Here is a 23208-nt window from a genome sequence, read left to right as displayed (position 1 = left end):
CCAGCCTGGCACGGTGCTGCCCAGCCCTTCTTCTCCGTGTACGCGCCCGGCGAGGGTCAGCCCTCCTGGTCCACCAGGCTCTTCGGGCGCATGTCGGTCCAGTTGGTCTCGATGTACTCCAGGCACTCCTGGCGGTTGCCGGGCCCGTGGACGACGGTCCATCCGGCCGGGACCTCCGCGAAGTCCGGCCACAGGCTGTGCTGGCCCTCGGGGTTGATGAGTACCGAGTAGACGCCGTCGGGGTTCTCGAACGGGTTGCTCATTTCAGGTTCTCTCCTCTTCTGGAAACACTTGTCAGGGATGTGGTGGTCAGCGGTCGTCGCCCAGGGCCTCGGCGCGGTCGACCAGGGCTCGCAGCACCCGGAACCACGTGCCGGCGAGGTCCCGGACCGTCTCCTCGGACAGCACCTCGGAGGCGAAGGACCAGTGGGCGGCCAGCTCCGGCCCGCCCGGGTGGTCCTCGGTCAGGGCGTTGACGGTCAGGGCGTGCGACATCGGCATGCCCGGGTCCGCGTCCAGGTCGGCGGCGTCGTCCTCCGGCGCGTAGGACCAGTCGGTCGCCTCGGGGCGGCCGAAGCGGCCCATGTAGTTGAACTCGATCGGCGGCTCGCCGAGCCGTGCCAGCTCCGGCCCGGTCACCGGGTTGAGGTGCCGCAGCAGGCCGTGTCCGATGCCCCCCGCCGGGAGCGAGGCCAGGTGCTCCCTGATCCGGGCCAGTGCCGCGTCGAGCGCCGGCCCACCGGCGAGCGCGTCGGCCAGGTCCACCGCTCCCGGGTCCAGGCGGACGGGGACGACGCTGGTGAACCAGCCGACCGTGCGTGACAGGTCCGCGTTGCCCCCCATTTCCTCCTCGCGGCCGTGGCCTTCCAGGTCGACCAGGACCGCGTTGCCGGGGCTCCGCCCGTCCGTACGGCGGCGCCAGTCGGCGACGGCCAGCGCCAGAGCGGTCAGCAGCACGTCGTTGACGGTCGCCCCGAAGGCGGCGGGCACCCGGCTGAGCAGCGGGGCCGTCCGGTCGGCGGGCAGGGTGAGGGACAGGTAGCGCGTGGTGGCGACCACATCCCGCTCGGGGTCGAGGGGCGGAGCCACGGGGATCGCGTCGCCGCCCGAGAGGATCGAGGTCCACAGCGGGAGCTCGTCCTCGCGGGCCGGGTCGGTGGCGCGCTCGCCCAGCAGCTCCGACCAGCGGCGGAACGACAGGTCGACCGGCGCGAGCGCCACCGGCCTGCCCGCTGCCACGTCCTGCCAGGCGGCGGCCAGGTCGGGGAGGATGACGCGCCAGGACACGCCGTCCACCACCAGGTGATGGATCAGCAGCAGCAGCCGTCCGGGGACGCCCGATCCGGCGTCGAACCAGACCGCCCGCACCATGGCGCCCGTGTCCGGGTCGAGGCGGGAGCGGGCCGCGTGGGCCTGCTCGGCGATGACCGCGCGAAGTGCCGCCCCATCGGCTCCCGCCGTGTCGACCCGCACGAGCCAGGACGCCACATCGGCCGCGCCGGGCGGGGGGACCCGCAACGACCATTGCTCGGCCTCACCCAGGTCCACGGGGTCGGGGACTCGCGACGACCGCTGCCCGGCCGCGTCGGCCGGTCCGGTACGGGTGCGCACCAGATGGGCCCGGAGCATGTCGTGCCGGTCCACCACGGCCTGGAGCACGGACCTCAGTCCGTGTTCGTCCAGGTCAGCCGGGGTCTGCAGCAGTGCCGCCTGGTGGTACCCCCGGATCGGGCCGCCGCGCTCCCGCATGGCGTGCATGATCGGGGTCAGCGGCACCGTACCTGTGCCGTCGTCGTGCGTACGGCCTCCGGCGTCCGGGCCCGGCACGACGGCGACCGTGGCCAGCGCCGCGACCGTACGGTGCTGGAACACCTGGCGTGGAGTGATCTTCAGACCCGCGGCGCGGGACCGGCTGACCAGCTGCATCGCGACGATGCTGTCACCGCCGAGGGTGAAGAAGTCGTCGTCGACACCGGCCTCGGGCAGGCCGAGCACCTCGGCGACGACGGCCACGAGGGTGCGCTCGACGTCGCCGGCCGGCTCGCGCCCGCCGCCGCGCGTGGTGAAGTCGGGTGCGGGGAGGGCCTTGCGGTCGAGCTTGCCGTTGGACAGCAGCGGCAGCTCGTCCAGGACGACGACCGCCGCCGGCACCATGTACTCCGGCAGCGAGGCCGCGACATGAGCGCGCAACGCGGCCGGATCCACGGATCCGGGGTTCTCGGCCGGGATCACATAGGCGACCAGTCTCTTGACCCGGGGGCGGTCCTCGCGGGCGACGACCACAGCCTGGGCGACTGACTCGTGCCGGTCAAGCACGGCCTCGATCTCGGCCGGCTCGATGCGGAAGCCGCGGATCTTCACCTGGTCGTCGGCCCGTCCTGCGTACTCCAGCCGCCCGTCGGCGGTCCAGCGGGCCACGTCGCCGGTGCGGTACATGCGCGCGCCGGCGTCGTCGAACAGCTCTCCGAAGGGGTCGGCGACGAAGCGCTCGGCGGACAGGGCCGGGCGGCCGAGGTAGCCCCGGGCCAGCCCCGCCCCGGCCAGATACAGCTCGCCGGTGACACCGGGCGGCACGGGCCGCAGGGCGGCGTCGAGCACGTAGGCGCGGGTGTTGCCGACCGGCCGTCCGACCAGCGGGGATCCGCTGTCGCGCACCCGGGCGACCAGGGCGTCCACGGTGGCCTCGGTCGGGCCGTAGAGGTTGAACGCCTCCGTGGACCGCAGCCCGGCCAGGTCGTTCCAGAGCGAGTCCGGCACCGCCTCACCGCCGACACCGACCACGGCGAGCGGGCACTCGCCGTTCTCGATGAGGCCGATGTCGGCCATCTGGGCGAAGAACGACGGTGTGACCTCGATGAAGTCCAGACGTTGTTCCCGGATGGCCGTGGCCGTCAGCTCAGGGTCGCGGCGCGTCTCGTCGTCCAGGATGTGCAGCGCGTGCCCGTCCAGCAGCCACAGCTGCGGCTGCCACGACGCGTCGAAGGAGAACGACCACGCGTGGCCGACACGCAGGTGGCGGCGGCCGGTGGCGAGCTTGGCCGGGTCGTGGAGCGTCCGGCGGTGGCTATGGAACAGGTTGACGACGCTGCCGTGGCAGACCACCACGCCCTTGGGCCTGCCGGTGGAGCCGGAGGTGTAGATGACGTACGCGGGGTGGCGCGGGTCCGGGGCGGTGGTGAGGTCGTCCCCCGGCAGTGCGGCGAGGCGGCCGGCGGTCTCGGGCGTGTCGAGCCGCAGAAGCGGGACGTCGCTGTCCGGGAGCGCGATGGAAAGCTCCTCGCTGGTCAGGATGAGGACGGGCCGGGCGTCGCCGACCATGTCGAGCACCCGCTCGGCGGGCAGGTCCGCGTCCACGGGCAGGTACGCCGCGCCGGACTTCAACACAGCCAGGATGGCCAGCATGAAGTCCGCCGAGCGTGGCAGCGAGAGGGCGACGATCCGCTCGGGTCCGGCGCCGTGCTCGGCGAGCAGCCTCGCGAGCCGGTTGGCGCGCTCGTTGAGCTCCCTGAAGGTCCACCTCACCGCCCCGGACACCACGGCGACCGTGTCCGGGCTCTCGGCCACCTGAGCCTCGAACAGCCCGGAAACCGTGCCAGGAGAGGGAACGGGACCGGAGGTGGTGTCGTTCCAGGTTCGCAGGATCGTCTGGCGGTCCGCGGGAGTGAGGATGTCGACGCGGCCGACCGACTGGCCGGCGTCGGCCGTCATCGCCTCGAAGAGCCGCACCATGGACGCCGCCATCCGCTCGGCCGTCGCGCGGTCGAACAGGTCGGGGCGGTACTCGGCGGTCAGGACCAGCCGGTCCCCCGGCTCGACCGCCCAGGTGAACGGGTAGTGCGTCGAGTCCTGGTGGTCGAGCACGGAGAGACGCAGGCCGTCACCCGCCCCCAGCGCGGGCCTCCCGCCGTCGGGGTATGACTCGAAGACGACCAGCGTGTCGAACAGGTCCCCCAGCCCGGCCCGGCGCTGGATGTCGGCCAGACCGAGGTGCTGGTGGGCGATGAGCCGGGACTGCTCGTCCTGGAGGCGGTCGAGGAACGCCGACAAGCTCTCGCCGTCACGGACACGCACGCGGACCGGGATCGTGTTGATGAACAGGCCGATCATCGACTCGACACCGTCCAGCTCCGGGGGCCGTCCGGAGACCGTCGCTCCGAAGACCACGTCGTCGCGGCCGGTGAGCCGGGACAGCAGGATGCTCCAGGCGCCCTGGACCAGGGTGTTGACCGTCAGGCCGCGTGAACGGGCGAGGGCCGACAGTGCCTCGGTGACCTCCCGGGTGACGTGCGTGGTGTGCGTCTCGGGTACGACGGGAGCCCGGTTCTGGTCGGCGGGCGCCAGGTGGGTGGGACCCTCCAACCCGTCCAGCGCCTTCGCCCAGGCATCGGCGGAGACGCCCGCGTCCTGCCGGGCCAGCCACGCGAGGTACTCCCGATAAGGCACGGCGGCCGGCGAAGCGGGCCCGTGCGCGTAAAGATCGCCGAGTTCGCGCATGAGCTGGGGTATCGACCAGCCGTCCAGCAGGAGATGCTGGTGGGACAGGGCCAGGCGGTGACGGCCGGGCCCGAGGCGAACCAGCATCAGCCGCAGGAGCGGCGGCTCGGACGGGGTGAACCGGCGCCGCTCCTGAGCGAGGTGGCGGGTCCACCTGGCCTCCTGGGCGGGCTCGTCGAGCTCCGAGAGGTCCACCTCACGCCAGGGCAGGGCGACCGTACGCGGCACGACGGCCACCGGACGGCCGGAGGACAGGTACCGGAAGCCGGCCCGGAGGTTGTCGTGCCGGTCGAGCAGCGCCTGCCCGGCCTCGCGCAGCCGGGCGGCGTCCAGCGGGCCGTCGATCTCGTACGACACCTGCACCGTGTAGACGTCCGGGCCGTCGTCCCCCGAGTCGAACGAGGCGTGGAACAGCAGGCCCGCCTGGAGCGGGGTGAGCGGCAGGAGTCCGGCGACGCCCGTGGCCGGCAGCTCGGCGCGCTCCTGCTCGGTGAGGGTGACAAGGGCGGTGGGCGACGCCGTACCGTCCACGGCGTGGAGGTCGCCGGCGACGGCGGCCAGCGCGGCGACCGTCTTGTGCCGGAACACGTCGCGCGGGCTGATCACCAATCCGGCACTCCGTGCCAGGCTGACCAGCTGCATGGCGACGATGCTGTCACCGCCGAGGGTGAAGAAGTCGTCCTCGGTGCCGGCGCGTTCGAGGCCGAGCACACCGGCGAACAGCTCGCAGAGCAGTTCCTCGCGCGGGGTGCTCGGAAGGGTGCCGGTCACCTCGGCCGCGAAGTCGAACGCCGGCAGGGCCTTACGGTCGAGCTTGCCGTTCGGGGTGAGCGGAAGCGCGTCCAGCACGACGAAGCCCGCCGGGACCATGTACTCGGGCAACACGGCCCGGACATGCTCGCGCAGGGCCGCGGCACTCGGAGAGGTGGAGGCAGGGGTGACGTAGGCGATGAGGTGCTGGTCGCGGGCGATCACCACGGCGTGGGCCACGGCCTCGTGGCGGGACAGGACCGCCTCGATCTCGCCCGGCTCGATCCTGAACCCCCGGATCTTGACCTGGTCGTCGGCCCTGCCGAGGAACTCCAGCGACCCGTCACGGCTCCAGCGCGCCAGGTCGCCCGTCCGGTACATGCGCGTGCCGGACGGCCCGTACGGGTCGGCGACGAACCGCTCGCCGGTCAGGCCTGGCCGGCCGAGATACCCCCGGGCGAGCTGGACGCCCGCCAGGTACAGCTCTCCCGGCACCCCCGGCGGCACCGGGCGCAGCGCGTCGTCCAGCACGTACGCCCGGGTGTTCCACACCGGCCGCCCGATCGGCACGGCCTGCGCCCCGGGCGCGACCCGGATGGCCGTCACGTCGACGGACGCCTCGGTCGGCCCGTACAGGTTGTGCAGCTCAGCGGGCAGCACGGCGTGGAAGCGGGCGGCGAGGCCGGCGGGCAGCGCCTCGCCGCTGCACATCACCCGGCGCAGCCCCGAGCACCGCGCGGCGCCCGGATCCTCCAGGAACGCCCGCAGCATCGACGGCACGAAGTGCACCGTGGTGACCCGCTCGTCCTGGATCAGCCCGGCCAGGTACGCCGGGTCCTTGTGGCCCTCCGGCCTCGCCACCACCAGCGCCGCCCCGGTGATCAGGGGCCAGAAGAACTCCCACACCGACACGTCGAAGCTGGACGGCGTCTTCTGCAGCACGCGGTCCGAAGCGGTCAGGCCGTACTCTGCCCGCATCCACAGCAGGCGGTTGACGATGCCCTCGTGCGGCACCACCACGCCCTTCGGCCGGCCGGTGGACCCGGAGGTGTAGATGACGTACGCCGGGTGCCGGGGGTCGTAGGACGCGGGCAGCTCGCCCAGGGGAGCGCCGGGCAGCCCGTCCCGCAGCACGCAGACCGGGCGGGCGTCCTCCAGCATGAACTCGATGCGCTCGGGCGGATAGTCCGCGTCCAGCGGCAGGTACGCCGCGCCCGCCCGGTGCACCGCCAGCAGGGCGACCACCAGCTCGGCGGAACGCGGCAGCGCCACCGCCACCGTGCGCTCGGGCCCCGCCCCCATCGCGGCCAGCGCCCGCGCCGTGCGCTCCACCCGGGCGTCCAGCTCCGCGTAGGTCAGGCGCTCGTCGCCGGAGACCAGGGCGAGCGCGCCGGGCGTCCGCGCCACCTGGGCGCGGAACAGCTCCGGCAGGGTGGCGGCGTCCACCGCCCGAGCGGTGTCGTTCCACTCTGTGACGACGAGCCGGTGCTCCCGCTCGTCCATGATCTCCAGGTGCCGCACCGGAAGGCCGGGGTCGGCGACGACCTGCTCCAGCAGCCGTACGAGCCGCTGCGCGATCCGCTCGACCGTGTCGCGGTCGAACAGGTCGGCGCTGTACTCGATCCAGCCCTGGATGCCCTCGCCGTCGCCCCGCTCGATGAAGTCGAAGCTCAGGTCGAACTTCGCGGTCTCCTGGCCGAGCGGCTCCGGCCGGGCGTCGAGGCCCGCGAAGCCCGGGGTGCCGCCCTGGTCGGTCAGGTAGACGACCATCACCTGGAACAGCGGGTGCCTGGCCAGCGAGCGGGTGGGGTTGATCACCTCCACCAGCCGCTCGAACGGCAGGTCCTGGTGCTCGTAGGCGGCCAGGTCGGTGTCACGCACCCGCCCCAGCAACTCGCCGAAGGTCGGCGCGCCCGACAGATCGGTGCGCAGCACGAGCGAGTTGACGAAGAACCCGACCAGGTCCTCCAGGCTCTCGTCGGTACGTCCGGAGATCGGCGCACCGAGGGGGATGTCCTCCCCCGCTCCCAGCCGATGCAGCAGCGCGGCCGCGGCCGCCTGGACCACCATGAACATGCTGACGCCGTGGGCGCGGGCCAGCCCGCGCAGGCCGCGCTCCAGCTCGGGAGGTAGCGACAGGCCGACCGCCCCGCCGAGGTGGCTGCTCTCCTTCGGACGCGGCCGGTCCGTCGGGAGCGCCAGCTCCTCCGGCAGCCCCGCGAGCGCCTGACGCCAGTAGCCGAGCTGGCGCGCCTCCAGGCTGCCCGGGTCGCCGGCGTCCCCGAGCACGTCGCGGTGCCAGAGGGTGTAGTCGGCGTACTGGACGGTCAACGGGGCCCACCCGGGCGCCCCGCCCTCGCGGCGGGCCCGGTAGGCGGTGGACAGGTCGTGCCACAGGGGCCGGTCCGACCACTCGTCGCCGGCGATGTGGTGGACCACCAGGAGCAGCACGTGCTCCTGCGGCGCCAACTCGAACACCCAGGCGCGCAGCGGCGGCTCCCGGTCGAGCTCGAAGCCGCGCCCTGCCGCCTCGGCCAGCCGGCCGGGAAGCTCGTCCTGCGCGACCCGCTCGAACGGGGTCACGACGGGGACCTCACCGGGGTGGAGGACGAGCTGGCGGGCGCGTCCGTCCCGCTCGGGGAACACCGTGCGCAGGCTCTCGTGCCTGGCCATCACGTCCTGTACGGCGTCGCGCAGGGCGCCGGCGTCCAGGCCGCCCGACAGCCGCCAGGCCATCGGGATGTTGTAGGTGGCGCTCGGGCCCTCCAGCCGGTACAGCACCCACAGCCGCTGCTGGGCGAAGGACAGCGGCAGGAGCTCCGTGCGGGGAGCGGGGACCAGGGCGGGCGTGCCGTCCGGCGCCTCGCGCAGCCGTCCCGCCAGCCGGGCGACGGTCGGCGCCTCGAAGACCGCGCGGAGGCTCACCTCGGCGCCGAGCGCCGTACGGATGCGGCCGACCAGCCGCATCGCCAGCAGCGAGTGGCCGCCGAGCGCGAAGAAGTCGTCGTCGACGCCCACCCGCTCGGCCCCCAGCACGGCGGCGAACAGCTCGCAGAGGATCTCCTCGCGGGCGTCGCGGGGACGCCGCCCGGAGGTGAGGGCCGCCGCGTCAGGGACGGGCAGCGCGTGGCGGTCCAGCTTCCCGCTGATCGACCTCGGCAGGGCGGGCAGCTCCACGAAGGCCGCGGGGACCATGTGCTCGGGCAGCGCGGTGGCGACGTGCGCCCGCAGCGCGGCGGGGTCGATGCCCCGGCCGGACGACGGGACCGCGTACGCGACCAGCCGTCGTGCGCCTGGGGTGTCCTCGCGGACCGTCACGGCGGCCTGCGCCACGCCGGGATGGGCGCGGAGCACCGCTTCGATCTCCCCCGGCTCGATGCGGAAGCCGCGCAGCTTCACCTGGTCGTCGGCCCTGCCGAGGAACGACAGGGTGCCGTCGGCGCGGCGCCGCACCAGGTCGCCCGTGCGGTACATGCGGCTGCCCGGTGTGCCGAACGGGTCGGCGACGAACCGCTCGGCGGTCAGCCCGGGGCGGCCGAGGTATCCGGCGGCCAGCCCCTCGCCCGCCAGGTACAGCTCGCCCGGCACGCCGATCGGGACCGGCCGCAGCGCGGCGTCCAGCACGTGGGCGCGGGTGTTGGCCAGCGGCGCCGCCCAGGGCTCTGGACGGTCCGGGCCCGAGCCGTGCCATCCGTAGGCGTCGACGGCGCACTCGGTCGGGCCGTACAGATCGTGGACCACCGTTCCCGGCAGCGCGCACAGCCGGTTCCAGAGCGGGGCGGGCGTGGCCTCGCCGCCCACCGCGATGACTCCGGGACGGTGGCGATCGGGGTCGAGGAAGCCATGGTGGATGAGTTCCTGCAGGTAGGTGGGGGTGAGGTCGACGAAGTCGATGCTCTTTTCCGCCAGGTAGGCGAGCAGGGCGGCCGGGTCGGTCATGGTCGACTCGCCGACGACGTGCAGCTCGTGCCCGGCCAGCAGCCAGAGCATCGGCTCCCATGAGCCGTCGAAGCCGAACGACGCGGCGTGCACCGCGCGCAGCGTCTCACGCCCGGCGGCGCGGCCGGCCGGCTCGATGAGATCCTCACGGTGCGAGCCGAACAGGTTGCTCAGTCCACGGTGCGTGCCGAGCACACCCTTGGGCCTGCCGGTGGACCCGGACGTGTAGATCACATACGCGACCGCGGCCGGCGACACCCGAACCCCCGGACCCGGCGGACCGTCACCGGAGCGGCCGTCCGGAGCGGTGGCGGGCACGGACGGACCGTCACCGGAGCGGCCGTCCGGAGCGGTGACCAGGCGGGGGTCGTCGAGGAGGAGGACGGCGGCCCGCCCGGCGGGAAGGCCGGGGGCGATGGCCGCGGTGGTGAGCACGCAGGCCGGGGCCGCGTCGTCGAGCATGTACTCCAGGCGTTCCGCCGGGTAGCCGGGGTCGAGCGGAAGATAGGCGGCACCCGCGCTGAGCACCCCAAGAATGGCCGGCACCATCTCGGCGCGGGGAAGGGCAAGCCCCACCACGCTCCCGGCCGTCACTCCGTGCCGCGGCAGCAGCCGGGCGACGCGGTCCACCTCGGCGGACAGCTCGCCGAAGGTCAGCCTGCGGCCATCGGTGACCAGGGCGACCTGGTCTCGACGGGTACGGGCGGCCTCGGCGAACAGCTCGGGGACCGTACGCCGTTCCACCGGCCGCGCGGTGTCGTTCCATGCGCCAAGGAACGCCCGGCGCTCCTCGTCCGTCAGTACGGGCAGCCGACTGATCGGCCGGTCCGGGTCGGCGGCGAGGGCGCCCAGCAGCGAGACGGCGCGGTCGGCCATCGCCCGGGCCGTCCCCGCGTCGGCGAGGTCCTCGGCGTACTCCAGCAGCAGGGTGACGCGGTCCTCGGCGGCATGGTCGACGAAGGTGAAGTCCAGGTCGAACTTGGCGGTCCCGACGCGGGTCGGCCACCACTCGGTGGGCAGGCCCAGCACCTGGGGGTCGCCGTCAGGACGGTAGTGGTATCCCAGCATGACCTGGAACAACGGGTTGCGTCCCGGCACGCGCGGCGGGTTGAGCGCCTCCACCACCTGCTCGAACGGCATGTCCTGGTGCTCGAACGCGGCCAGGTCCGCGTTCCTGACCCTGCCCAGCAGCTCGGTGAACGTCGGGTCGCCGGACAGGTCGGCGCGCAGCACCAGGGTGTTGACGAAGAAGCCGACGAGGTCGTCCAGGGCGCTGTCCGTGCGCCCGGCGATCGGGGCGCCCAGCGGGATGTCGGTGCCCCCACCCATCCGGTGCAGCAGGGTGGCGACCGCTGCCTGGAGCAGCATGAACATGCTGGTGCCGGTCTCCGCGCACAGGACGCGCAGGGCGCGGGCGGTGCCCGTGGGCAGCTCCGCGCGCACCAGGCCGCCACGGCCGGTCGGCTCGGCCGGGCGCGGCCGGTCGAGCGGCAGCGGGATCTCCTCCGGCAGGCCGGCCAGCGTCCCGGCCCAGAAGGCGAGCTGCCGCGCGCCCTCGCCGCCCGGGCCGGCCGGCTCGCCGAGCAGCCGCCGCTGCCAGAGCGTGTAGTCGGCGTACTGCACGGGCAGCGGCGCCCACCCGGGCGCCCGGCCCTCGCGGCGTGCCCGGTAGGCGGTGCCCAGGTCGGCGAGGAACGGCCGGTCGGACCACTCGTCGGTGGTGATGTGGTGCAGCACGATCGCCACCACGTGCTCGTCCGGCGCGACCCGGAACACCTCGGCCCGCAGCGGGATCTCGGAGCCGAGCTCGAACGGCCGCGCCACCGCGGCCCCGATCTTCCCCTCCAGCCGATCCGGCGAGCAGTCCTCAACACTGAAGAACGGACCGACCTCGTCAACCCCGAGCACCCGCTGATACGGCCCGGCCTCCTCACCGGGCGAGTCCACCCCGTACGACCCGTCATCGGCGGTCGGCACGCCCGGCTCGTACGGCCCCGCCTTGTCGGGGGCGGGGCTGGCCTGCGGGGGTTCGTACTCGGGGAAGACGGTGCGCAGGGCCTCGTGACGGGCCACCACGTCGCGCAGCGCCTGGTGGAGCGCGTCGGTGTCCAGCGCGCCGCGCAGCCGGAAGACCAGCGGGAAGTGGTACGCGTCGCCGCCGCTGAGCCGTTCGGCCAGCCACAGCCGCCGCTGCGCCGGGGACACCGGGATGCGCCCGGGGCGGTCCGCCACCGGCTCCACGGCCGTACGGGCCGGGCGGCCGGCGTCCGCGCGCTCGGCCAGCAGGGCCGGCGCCGGGGCCTCGAACAGGTCGCGGATGGCGAGCTCGGCGCCCAGCTCCGTACGGGCCCGGCTGATGAGCCGGGTGGCGAGCAGCGAGTGGCCTCCGAGCTCGAAGAAGTCGTCCTCGGCGCCCACGGCCGGCAGGCCCAGCACCTCGGCGAACAGGCGGCACAGCACCTCTTCTCCGGGTGTCCTCGGCCCGCGTCCACCGGCGAGCGGCACCGCGGGTTCGGCCTCGGGCAGGGCACGCACGTCGAGCTTGCCGTTGTCGTTCATGGGCAGCCGGTCGAGGGTGACGAACGCGGCAGGGACCATGTAGCCGGGGAGCCGCTGCTGGAGATCCTCCCGGAGACGCCGCACGAGCCCGCTCGTACCGGCCGCCGAGGTCGGCGTGCCGGCGTACGGAGGCGTGCCGCCGCCCGGAAGGTAGAGGCCCTCCGTGAAGCGGAACTCTCCCCGCACGAAGACGGCGTCGTAGGTGCCGGGCTCGCGCGACCAGGTGGTGAGGACGCGGTAGCCCTCCCTCGCCCCGAGCGCGTGAAGGTCCTCGGGCTCGACTCCCCCGGCCACCGGAGCGCCGCGCTCGCTGCCCGCGCGCGCATCGGGGACACCGGCCACCCGCAGCCGCTCCGCGCCCGGCTCCCGCAGGCGGCGCGCGATCCCATCGGCCCACCCCGTCGCCGATTCCTCGCCGACCGTGGTGGCGGGCCCGCCGGCTCGCAGCTCCCCGCCACCCCGGGCGGTGAGCGCGTCCGTCCAGTGCAGAACCGGCTCGTCACCGAGGCGGGTGTCGGGCTCGCCGTTGTACAGGACGGCGTCGTAGCGGTAGCGGGTCAGCTCGTTGTGGTGCCGGCCGCGCTTGGTACGAAGGTCGACGCCGAAGCCCAGGGTGGTGAAGTAGTCGGGGTCGACGAGGAGTTCCTTCTCCAGCGCGATCCCGCGCTCGACGGCCGCCTGAACGCGCTCGGCATCGGCCTGGACGTGACCGTCCGGGTCGGTGTCCAGCGGTGAGCGGGTCAGCTGGATACCGGTGTGGAAGGCGCGGGCGAGCCTGAGGTTCCGTACGTCGCCGACGAACAGGGCTCCGCCCGGCGCCAGCAGTCCCGTGGCGCCGCGGATGACCTCCGTGAGGTGGTCGACGCTCGGGAAGTACTGGATGACGGAGTTGATGACGATCGTGTCGAAGTAGCCGGTGGGCAGCCCGTCGGTCACATGCGCGGGCCGGCAGCGCAGCTCCACCTTGGACGCCAGCTCGGGGTCGTGCCTCAGATCCTCACCGATCTTGCGGATCACCGGCGCGGCGAAGTCCGTCGCCCAGTACGCCTCCGCCTCGGGGGCCAGCGCCGACAGCAGAAGGCCCGAACCGACGCCGATCTCCAGAACCCGGCGCGGGCGCAGCTCACGGATGCGGGCGACGGTCTGCTCGCGCCACTCGCGCATGTGGTCGAGCGGGATCGGCCGGCCGTCGTAGCTGCTGTCCCAGCCCGCGAAGTCCTCGGTGAGGACGGCCGTGCCGATCTGCTCGTACTCGTCGGAGTAGATCTCCCGCCACTCGCCGATCCACTCCCGTTCCGCGGACTCCCGTTCCTCGCCGGTGAGCTCGGCGGGCACGACGTACCCGACGAGACGCTGCGCGCCGGGCGCGGAGGGATCGTCGCGGGCGACCACGGCCGCCTGGGCGACCTCGGGGTGCTGGGCGAGTGCGGTCTCGATCTCTCCCAGCTCGACCCGGTAGCCGCGGATCTTGACCTGGTCGTCGGTGCGGCCGAGGAAGTCGATGTTCCCGTCGGCGCGCCGCCGCACCAGGTCGCCCGTGCGGTACATGCGCTCGCCTGGCTCGCCGTACGGGTCGGCGACGAACCGTTCGGCGGTCAGCCCTGGCCTGTCGAGATAGCCGCGAGCGAGGCCGATGCCCGCGATGTACAGCTCGCCGGGGACGCCGAGGGGCACCGGGCGCAGCCAAGCGTCCAGGATGTGGGCACGGGTGCCCCGGATGGGACGCCCGACGGTGGGGGTGGCGCTGTCGTCCGTGCCGCCGCCGAGCGTGTTGATCGTGTACTCGGTGGGCCCGTAGAGGTTGTAGCCGTAGGTGCCCTCGGTGTCGCGGAGCCGGCTCCACACCGTCTCGGACACCGCCTCGCCGCCGAGCAGCACGAGCGGGGGGCGGTGCCCGTCGAGGAGCCCCTCCTCGATCAGCAGGTGGGCGTAGGTGGGGGTGACGTTGACGACGTCCACGCGGTGGGTCTCGCAGTACGCGACCAGGGCTTCGGCGTCGCGCCTCAGCTCCTCGTCGCAGACGTGCACCTCGTGCCCCTCGACCAGCCAGAGCAGTTCCTCCCACGACATGTCGAAGGCGAACGACACCGTGTGCGCGATGCGCAGCCGGCGACCTCCGGCGGAGGCGATGGCCGGGCCGAAGATCTCCTTCTGGTGGTTGAGTCGCATGTTCGTCAGACCCCGGTACGGCGTGACGACCCCCTTGGGACGCCCCGTGGACCCGGAGGTGTAGATGACGTACGCCGGGTGCTCCAGGCTGAAGCGGGGACGGTCGGCCTCGGTGACCGGGTCACCGGGAAGCCCTGCCAGCTCCCCGGTCACCACCGGGTCGTCCAGCCGCACGCGGGGGACGTCCGGGACGCCTGCCCGCAGCCGCCGCGAGACGGCCTCGGTGGTCAGCAGCAGGGCCGGGCGGGCGTCGTCGAGCATCATCGTCAGCCGGTCGTCCGGGTGGTCCAATTCCAGCGGCAGGTAGGCCGCGCCCGTGCGCAACACGGCGAACAGCGCCACGACCATGTCGATGGAGCGCGGCAGGGCCAGCGCGACGATCTTCTCCGGGGCCGCGCCCCTCGCGAGCAGCAGCCGGGCCATGCGGTTGACGCCGGCGTCCAGGTCGGCGTAGGTGACGCTCCGGCCGCCGAAGACCAGCGCCGTGGCCTCGGGGGTGCGGGCGGCCTGGGCGGCGAGCAGGTCGGCGATGGTCTCCCTCGGGGCGGGCACGCGTCCGGCGGCACGTTCCCGCTCAAGCTCGGCGCGTTCGGCGGGCAGCGAATGGTCGAGGCGACCGGCGGGCGCGCCGAGGTCGTCCGCCAGCCGCTCAAGCAGCAGGGTGAAGCGGTCCAGCAGCGCCTGGGCTCGCGGGCGGTCGATGACGTCGGGCCGGTGCGCGAGGGTGACCCGGATGCGCTCCCCCGGCGTCACGATGAGGTTGACGGGATAGTGGGTGGCGTCCACGTTGGCGACGGCGGTGGCGCCGTGCCGGTCGGAAAGCTCCGCCAGCCGCGCCTCGGTGTCGCTGTCGCGCAGCACGAAGAGCGTGTCGAACAGCTGCCGGTGCCCGGTCTCCGCCTGCAGTACGCCAAGGCCCAGATACTCGTACGGCATGAGGGCCAGGCGCTCGCCCTGGACGCGCCGCAGCAGGTCAAGCACGGGCTCGGCCGGGTCGAAGGCGATGCGGGCGGGGACCGTGTTGAGGAACATGCCGATGACGTTCTCGACATCCGGCACCTCGCTCGGACGGCCCGCGACCGTCGTGCCGAACACCACGTCGGTACGTCCGGTCGCGGCGGCCAGCACCAGGCCCCAGGCGGTGTTGAGCAGCGTGTTGAGGGTCAGCCCCTCGCGGCGGGCGGCGTCACGCATCCGGTTCCCGAGGCCTTCGGGAAGGACGGCGTCCATGCTCTCCGGGATGACCGGTCGCGGGCCCTGGCCCGCGGTGGCCGCGAGCAGGGTGGGCTCCTCCAGGCCGGCGAGCGCGGAGCGCCAGGCTCGGGCGGCGATCGCGGTGTCCTGGGCCTCCAGCCAGGTCAGGTAGTCACGGTACGAGCCGGGGTGCGGCAGCCCGCGCTCGTCACCGTCCGTCTCGTACAGGGCGAAGAGCTGGTCGAGGAAGAGCCAGGCCGACCAGCCGTCCCACAGCAGCAGGTGCCGGCCGATGACCAGCCGGTCGCCCCGCGCCTCACCGAGCCGGATCAGCAGCATCCGGAACAGCAGCGGCCTCGCCAGGTCGAACCCGCGGGTCCGCTCGGCGTCCATCAGCTCGCGCAGCCGCACGTCCTGCTCGGCGGCGGGGAGGTCCGACAGGTCGGCCTCTTCGAGCGGGATCTCGGGGTCGCCGACGATGAACTGCACCGGCCGGCGCAGCCCGTCGCTGGTGAACCCGGCGCGCAGGCTGGGGTTGCGGGCCAGCAGCACTCTGGTCGCGGCGCGCAGGCGGTCGGCGTCCACGCGGGTGGCGAGGTCGAAGGACTCGTGCACGGTGTAGACGTCAAGGGCGCTGTCGTCGTACGTCGAGTGGAAGAACAGGCCCTCCTGGAGCGGCGCCAGCGGCCAGACGTCCTCCGCGGAACCGCCGCCGAGCCGCCGCACCCGCTCGTACTCGTCACCGGTGAGCACGAACCGCGACGCGCTTGGCGTGGCCCCGACGACGGCACCGCCGGCCACACCGAGGGCGGCGGCCAGCGCGGCGGGGGTGCGGTGCTCGAAGACGTCGCGGGGGCTCAGGTCGAGACCCGCCCGGCGGGCGCGGCTGGAGACGCCGATCGAGCTGATGCTGTCGCCGCCGAGCATGAAGAAGTCGTCGTCGACGCCGGCCTCGTCGAGCTTCAGCACGGCCGCGAAGATGTCGGTGAGCGCACGCTCGCGCTCGTCGCGCGGGGCCCGCGTTCCGGCACGTGCCGCCTGCGGGGCGGGAAGCGCGTCGCGGTCGAGCTTGCCGCTGGGCGTCAGCGGCAGGGCCTCAAGCCGTACATACGCCCCGGGCACCATGGACGCGGGCAGCGCGTCGGCCAGAGCGGCCCCCAACGCGGCCACGTCAAGCCCGCCCTCGACCAGATCAGACGCGTTCGCCGGGACGACGTACGCGACCAGCGTGGTTCCCTGGACGGTCACCACCGCCTGGGCCACGGTGGGCAGGCCGGTCAGCGCGGCCTCGACCTCGCCGAGCTCGATGCGGTTGCCGCGCAGCTTGACCTGCCGGTCGGTGCGGCCCAGGTACTCGATGACGCCGTCGTCGCGGCGGCGCACCAGGTCTCCGGTGCGGTACATACGGCCGCCGGCCGGGCCATACGGATCGGCCACGAACCGCTCGGCGGTCAAGCCGGGCCGGGCGTGGTACCCGAGGGCAAGCTGCACGCCGGTCAGGTACAGCTCGCCGGGCACCCCGGCCGGCACCGGCCGAAGGCAGGAGTCCAGCACCCGGAGCCCGGTGTTCCACACCGGACGGCCGATGGGCACGGTGGTGCGCGCCGATCCGTCATACGGGTGGTACGTCACGTCGACGGCGGCCTCGGTCGGGCCGTACAGGTTGTGCAGCGGCACCCCGGTGAGCGCCTGCCAGCGTGCGGCGGCGGCGCCGGGCAGGGCCTCGCCGCTGCTGAGTACGCGGCGCAGGCTCGCCGCCCATGACGGGTCGGCGGTGATGTCGTCGGCGCCCAGGAACGCTTCGAGCATCGAGGGCACGAAGTGCATCGTGGTGATGCGCTGTTCACGGATGAGCGCGGCCAGGTACGCGGGGTCGCGATGCCCGTCGGGCCGGGCGAGCACCACGGCGGCGCCCTCGCACAGCGCCCAGAAGAACTCCCAGACGCTCACGTCGAAGCTGGACGGCGTCTTCTGCAGCACCCGGTCGTCGGCGTGCAGCCCGTACTCGCCCTGCATCCAGGCCAGCCGGTTGACGATCGCCCGGTGGGTCACGACGACGCCCTTGGGCCGTCCGGTCGACCCCGACGTGTAGATCAGGTACGCCGGATCGTCCGGCCCCGCACCCACGTGAGGGGCGTGGTTTGGCGGGATGGCCGGGGGCTCGGCGAGTTCGATGAGGAGGTGGGTGAGGGCTTCCTGCTCAGGGAGGCGCGGGGCGGTGGCGGCGGTCGTCACCACCGTGTTCGCGCCTGAGTCGGTCAGCATGTACGCGATGCGGTCCGCCGGGTAGTCCACATCGACCGGCAGGTAGGCCGCGCCGGACTTCAGCACGCCGAGCAGGGCCACCATCAGCTCCGCCGAACGCGGAACGGCCACCGCGACGACACGCCCCGGGCCGGCGCCCCCGGCTCGCAGGCGGCGGGCGAGGGTCTCGGCGCGAGCGTCCAGTTCCTCGTAGGTGAGGGTCTCACCCTCGTACACGACGGCCGTGGCCTGCGGGGTACGGGCGACTTGGGCCTCGAAGGCGGCGGCGAGGGTCGTCTCGGCGACCTCCCGTTCCTCACCCGCCGGCCGGGCTCGTGTCGCCTCGTCGTCCGACAGCAGGTCGACGCGCGCGGCGTTCTGCCCCGGGTCGTCGGCCAGCGCTCGCAGGATGCGGGTGAGCCGGTCCGCGATCCGCCGTACGTCCTCGCCGGGAAGGCGCTGGGCGTGGTGCTTGAGCCGCAGGTCGAGGCGGCGGCCCGGCTTGACGATCAGGGCGAGCGGGTAGTGGACGGCGTCGTGGAACTCGTGGCCGGCGATCCTGACCGTGCCGGAGGGGTCGGCGAGATCTGTCCCGGACGGGTAGTTCTCGAAGACGACGAGGGTGTCGAACAGCTCGCCGCTTCCCGCGAGCCCGGCGACGCGCTGGAGTTCCGCGAGACCGAGATGCTGGTGGTCGAGGAGCCGGGCCTGCTCGTCCTGGAGCCGCCCGGCCAGCTCGGCGAGAGTGTCGGCGGGCCGCCACCGGAAGCGGGTCGGCAGGGTGTTGATGAACAGGCCGACCATGGAGTCGATGCCGTCGACCTCGGCGTCCCGGCCGGAGACGGTGGTGCCGAAGACGACGTCCTGACGGCCGGTCAGGCGTCCGAGCAGGAGACCCCACGCGCTCTGGACCACCGCGCCGAGGGTCACACCATGCTCTCTCGCGCGTGCCGCGAGCCGCGCCGTGACGTGCTCGGACAGCTGGACACGCACCTGCCCTGGCCTGAGCCGCGCACCGCCCGCCGGGGCGTCGACCAGGCGGGTCGGCTCGTCCAGCCCCGCGAGCGCGGTCCGCCAGGCCGCACGTGCCGCATCCCGGTCCGCCGAAGCCAGGCGGCGCAGATACTCCCGGTACGAAGCCACCTCCGGCAACGCGCCGCCCTCGGGAACGGCGGGAGTGACGGCATGGAGAGGGGGGGAAGCGGCATCGTGCGGAGAGGCGGATTTCACACCGTTCGCCGCCGTGGAAGTGTCGCCGTTCGAGGCGGTGGCGGGGGATCTGTACATGGCCATCAGTTCGCGGTGAAGGATCGGCAGCGACCAGCCGTCCGCCACGATGTGATGGAACGTCAGAAGCAGGAGGCTGCGGCCGGGCCCGAGCCGGACCAGCGCGCACCGCACCAGCGGTGGGCGGGCCAGGTCGAAGCGGCGGTCACGCTCCCCGGCCGCGACGGCGTCCGCGAGCGACCGCTGCTCCTCGGTGTCCCGCGCGGACAGGTCCACCTCGCGCCAGGGCAGGTCCAGCCGACCGGCGATGATCTGCACCGGCCTTCCGTCCGGGCGCCGGCGGAAGCAGGCGCGCAGCGGGGCGTGCCTGTCCAGCAGTCCCTGGGCGGCCCGGCGCAGGGCCTCGCCGTCGACCGGACCTGCCAGCTCTACGACCTGCTGGACGACATAGGCGTCACCGTCTGAACCGTCCACAAGAGAGTGGAAGAAGAACCCCTCCTGGAGCGGGCTGAGCGGCAGCGGTTCCTCAACGGCGACCGGATGATCACCCTGAACCTCGGCGAGCTCCTCCTCGGAAAGCCGGACGAGCGGGACGTCGGCCCCGCGTCCCCCCGCGCCGTCGGCGATGGCGACCTGGGCGAGGGCGGCGACCGTGCGGTGGCGGAAGACGTCGCGGGAGGTGAGCCGCAGCCCCGCCTTGCGTGCGCGGATGAGCAGTTGGACGGCCACGATGCTGTCGCCGCCGAACGCGAAGAAGTCGTCGTCGACAGAGACCGATCGCAGGCCCAGCACCTCGGCGTACAGCGCGCACAGCAGTTCCTCGCGGGCGTCGCGCGGGGCACGGCCGGAGCTGAGGGTGACGTGGTCGGGCGCCGGGAGCGCGGAGCCGTCGAGCTTGCCGCTCGGGGTGACCGGGAGCCGGTCCAGCGGGACGAAGGCGGAAGGAACCATGTACTCGGGAAGCCATTCGGCCGCGTACGAGCGCAGGGTCTTCATCAGAGTGGTGATGTCCCGGAACGGCACGGGACGATTGGCGTGCGGAAAGGCCCCGGTGTGCGGAGATGCCTCTGCGTGCGGGAAGGCGTCGGCGTGTCCAAAGGCGGCGGCCGGGCGGTAGAGGTCGCCGAGAGGCGCGTCCCCGTAGGCGAAGACCACATCCAGGCTGCCGTCGTCCGCGTGACCGTTCCAGGTCACGGCCACGCGGTAGCCGTACCTGGCACCGAGCGCGTGCAGGATCTCGGGATCGGCGTCGTCCACCGACGAGGCGGGACGGCTGCCGTCCTCGATGGCGAACAGCGCGGCGAGATCCTCGGCAAGCCGGGCGTTGGGCACCTCGTTGACCCGAAGCCGAGCGGGACGTCCCGCCAGACGCGCCTCCAGCCCGCCCACCCCGCCGAGCTCGCCCCACCCGATCTCCTCCCCGCCCTCGACCCCGGCCGGGCTCTCGGTAGCCGGGAGGTGCTTTCGGAGTACGACGTCGTAGCGGTAGCGGGTCAGTTCGTTGTGGGAGGTGCCACGCTTGACGCGGATGTCGGGGGTGAAGGCTTCGAGGGTCGCGAAGAAGGCGGGGTCCAGCAGCAGCTCGCCTTCCCAGCTCACCGAGCGGTCGACGGCCGCGAGCAGGGCCTGCTTGTCCTCCGGGCCGGCGCCGCGCCGGGTCTCGACCGCGGCACGCAGGCAGCGCAGCAACCGCAGGTTCCGTACGTCGCCGACGTAGATGCCGCCGCCCGGGGCCAGAAGCGTGCCGGCCTTGCGCAGCACGTCCGCCAGGTACTCCGCGCTCGGGAAATACTGTGCCACGGAGTTGATGACCACGGTGTCGAAGAAGCCCTCCGGCAGCCCGGTGACGTCGTGCGCGGGCTGGGCACGCAGCTCCACCCGGCCGGCCAGTTCCGGCACCGCCCCCACCCGCGCGCGCAGCGACCTCACTGCCTCCTGCGAGACGTCCGTACCCCAGTACACCTCGCAGCCGGGGGCGACGCGGGAGAGGATGAGCCCGCTGCCGACGCCGATCTCCATCACCCGGCGCGGGCGCAGTTCCTGGATGCGGGCGACCGTGGCGTCCCGCCACTCGCGCATCTCCTCGACCGGGATGGGCAGGCCGTCGTACATGCTGTTCCAGCCGGCGAAGTTCTCCAGGAAGCCCTCAGAGCCGGCGGCCGAGTAGAGCAGTTCGTGGAGGTCCTTCCACTCCTCGACCTGCTCGGTCTCGTCGTGGCCCGGCTCAGCGGTGAGGGACGGGACGACGTAGGCGGCCAGCCGCCGGTCGCCGGGACGGTCCTCGCGGACCACGACCGCGACCTGGTCCACGGCCGGGTGCCCCCGCAGCACGGACTCGATCTCTCCCGGCTCGATGCGGAAGCCACGGATCTTCACCTGCGCGTCGGCGCGGCCGAGGAACTCAAGCCGCCCGTCGGCCTTCCATCGCACCAGGTCACCCGTGCGATACAGCCGCTCCCCCGGCGTGCCGAACGGGTCGGCGACGAACCGCTCGGCGGTCAGGTCAGCCCGTCCGAGGTAGCCGCGCGCCAGGCCCGCCCCGCCGAGGTACAGCTCGCCCGCGACCCCCGCCGGGACCGGCCGGAGGCGGGCGTCGAGCACGTACGCCCGGGTGCCGGGGTCGGGGCCGCCGATGGGCACGATGGTGCCGGACGGGGTGCCGGGGTCGCACAGGCCGAGAGTGGAGTTGGTGGTCGCCTCGGTCGGGCCGTAGGCGTTGAACATCATCCGGCCGCGCGCGTAGCGGCCGACCAGCTCGGGTGAGACGCGCTCGGTGCCGGCCAGCAGGGTGGCGGCCGGAGGCAGCAGGACGTCGTCCGGCATGGCGGCGAGCAGGGCCGGGGGAAGGATCATGAACGTGACGCCGTTGGCGTTCGCGTAGTGGGCGAGCGGCGCGCCGGGCACCCGCAGCTCCGAAGGTACGACGACGAGGCGGCCCCCGGAGAGCAGGCCGAGGCACAGGTCCCAGAAGGCCACGTCGAAGCTGGGCGAGGAGAACTGCAGCACACGGCTGTCCGGCCCGACGCCGAACCGCTCGCTCTGGGTGGCCACGAGCTTGGCCACCCCCGCGTGCGACAACACCACGCCCTTGGGACGGCCTGTGGAGCCGGAGGTGTAGATGACGTACGCCGCGTTGAGCACGGACAGCCGTCCCCGGTCGGCCTCCGCCGGGTCGTGGCTCGGACGGGTCGCCAGCTCCCGCGTGGTCTCCGGCGCGTCCAGGACCAGCGTCTCGACGCCGTCGCACGGCGGGATCGCGGCCACGGTGTCAGCGGTGGTGACGAGGCAGGCGGGCGCGGCGTCGGCCAGCATGTACGCGATGCGGTCGGCCGGGTAGTCGGTGTCCAGCGGCAGGTAGGCGGCGCCGGCCTTCAGGACGGCAACCTCCGCGACGATGAGCTCGGCAGATCGGGGCAGGGCGAGCCCGACGACACGCTCGGGCCCGGCTCCGCGTGCGATCAGCGCGTGGGCGAGCCGGTTCGCACGCTCGTCCAGCTCGGCGTAGGTGAGAACGGTGTCCTCGAAGACCAGGGCGACGGCGTCCGGCCGCAGGCGGACCTGCTCGGCGAACATCTCGGGCCAGGTGAGCGACGGGATGTCGTGGCCGGTGTCGTTCCATTCGACGAGGACGCGGTGCCGCTCGCCGGGGCTCAGCAGTTCCAGTTCGGCGACGGGGACGTCCGGGCGGGCCAGCCCGTCGGCCAGCAGCGTCTCGTAGTGGCCCAGCAGCCGATCGGCGGTCGCGTCTTCGAACAGGTCCGGACGGTACGTCAACCGCGCCTCACAAGCCACGACCTCCAACGGCCTGCCGGCATCCGCTGACACGACCTTCAGCGGCCTGTGGACGTCCCGTGACACGGCCTCCAGCGGTTCGGCGGATTTCCGTGTCACCACCTCCAGCGAGAGGTCCAGCGGTCCCGCGGTGACTCGCGCCGTGGAGATGCCGTCGCCGGTCGCCATGGCCGTGTTGAAGAAGAGGCCGCCGCCGCGGGTGGGCTCGGGCCGGAGATCGGCCACGAGGGTGGCGAGCGGGGCCCGGTGGGCGCGCCCTTGCTCACAGGCGTCGGCCACGCGTCGTACCAGCTCGCCGAAGGTCGTGCCGCCGTCCAGCTCGACCCGCAGCGGCAGCCCGTCGTACCCGACGCAGACGTCACCCGAGCCGCCGTAGCGGTGCAGCAGCGCGACGTACGCGGCGAGCAGGAACACCTCGGGCACGGCGTCGCCGGGGAGACAGCCCTGCGAGGCGGGTACGGCGCCGCCGCGTAGGTGGCCCTGCGAGGCGGGTACGGCGTCGCCGCGTAGGTGGCCCTGCGCGGTGACGCCCACAGCGTCGCCGAAGAGGCGGTGCGGGGAGGTGGCGGCGAGGCTCAAGGCCAGCGTGCGGGTGCGCGTCTCCATGTCGCCCGCAGGGGTCGACGGGTACGGGAAGTCGGCCGGAAGAACCGTTTCCTGCGGGAGCGGAGCGAGCCGCCGGTGCCAGTACGCCGTCACTTCTTCAATAGCCGACACAGGTGACCGCGCCTCCCAAGCTGGACGAAACAGGCTCAAACGAGCCGTGATCGCGACACATACTAAGGTAAGCATTACCTAAGTTAGTAGACCGGCGCCAGAGGAAGCCGCCCAACTCTGGGG

Annotated in this window: 2 protein-coding genes; both read right to left on the bottom strand. The window is 73.3% G+C overall.

Annotation, left to right across the window (positions count from 1 at the left end; genetic code table 11):
* Window positions 1–56: 56 nt before the first annotated feature.
* Window positions 57–263, bottom strand: a complete 207-nt coding sequence (locus tag AB0O34_RS26255) for an MbtH family protein (protein WP_363919664.1) — start codon at window positions 261–263, stop codon at window positions 57–59.
* A gap of 46 nt (window positions 264–309) precedes the next feature.
* Complete coding sequence (locus tag AB0O34_RS26250; protein WP_363919662.1) at window positions 310–23085, bottom strand: non-ribosomal peptide synthase/polyketide synthase; 22776 nt, start codon at window positions 23083–23085, stop codon at window positions 310–312.
* Window positions 23086–23208: the final 123 nt, after the last annotated feature.

This window comes from Sphaerisporangium sp. NPDC088356 (assembly GCF_040685555.1).
Lineage (GTDB): Bacteria > Actinomycetota > Actinomycetes > Streptosporangiales > Streptosporangiaceae > Sphaerisporangium.
The sequence above is the reverse complement of the archived record's forward strand: the minus strand, read 5'-3'. Positions and strand labels throughout refer to the sequence as shown.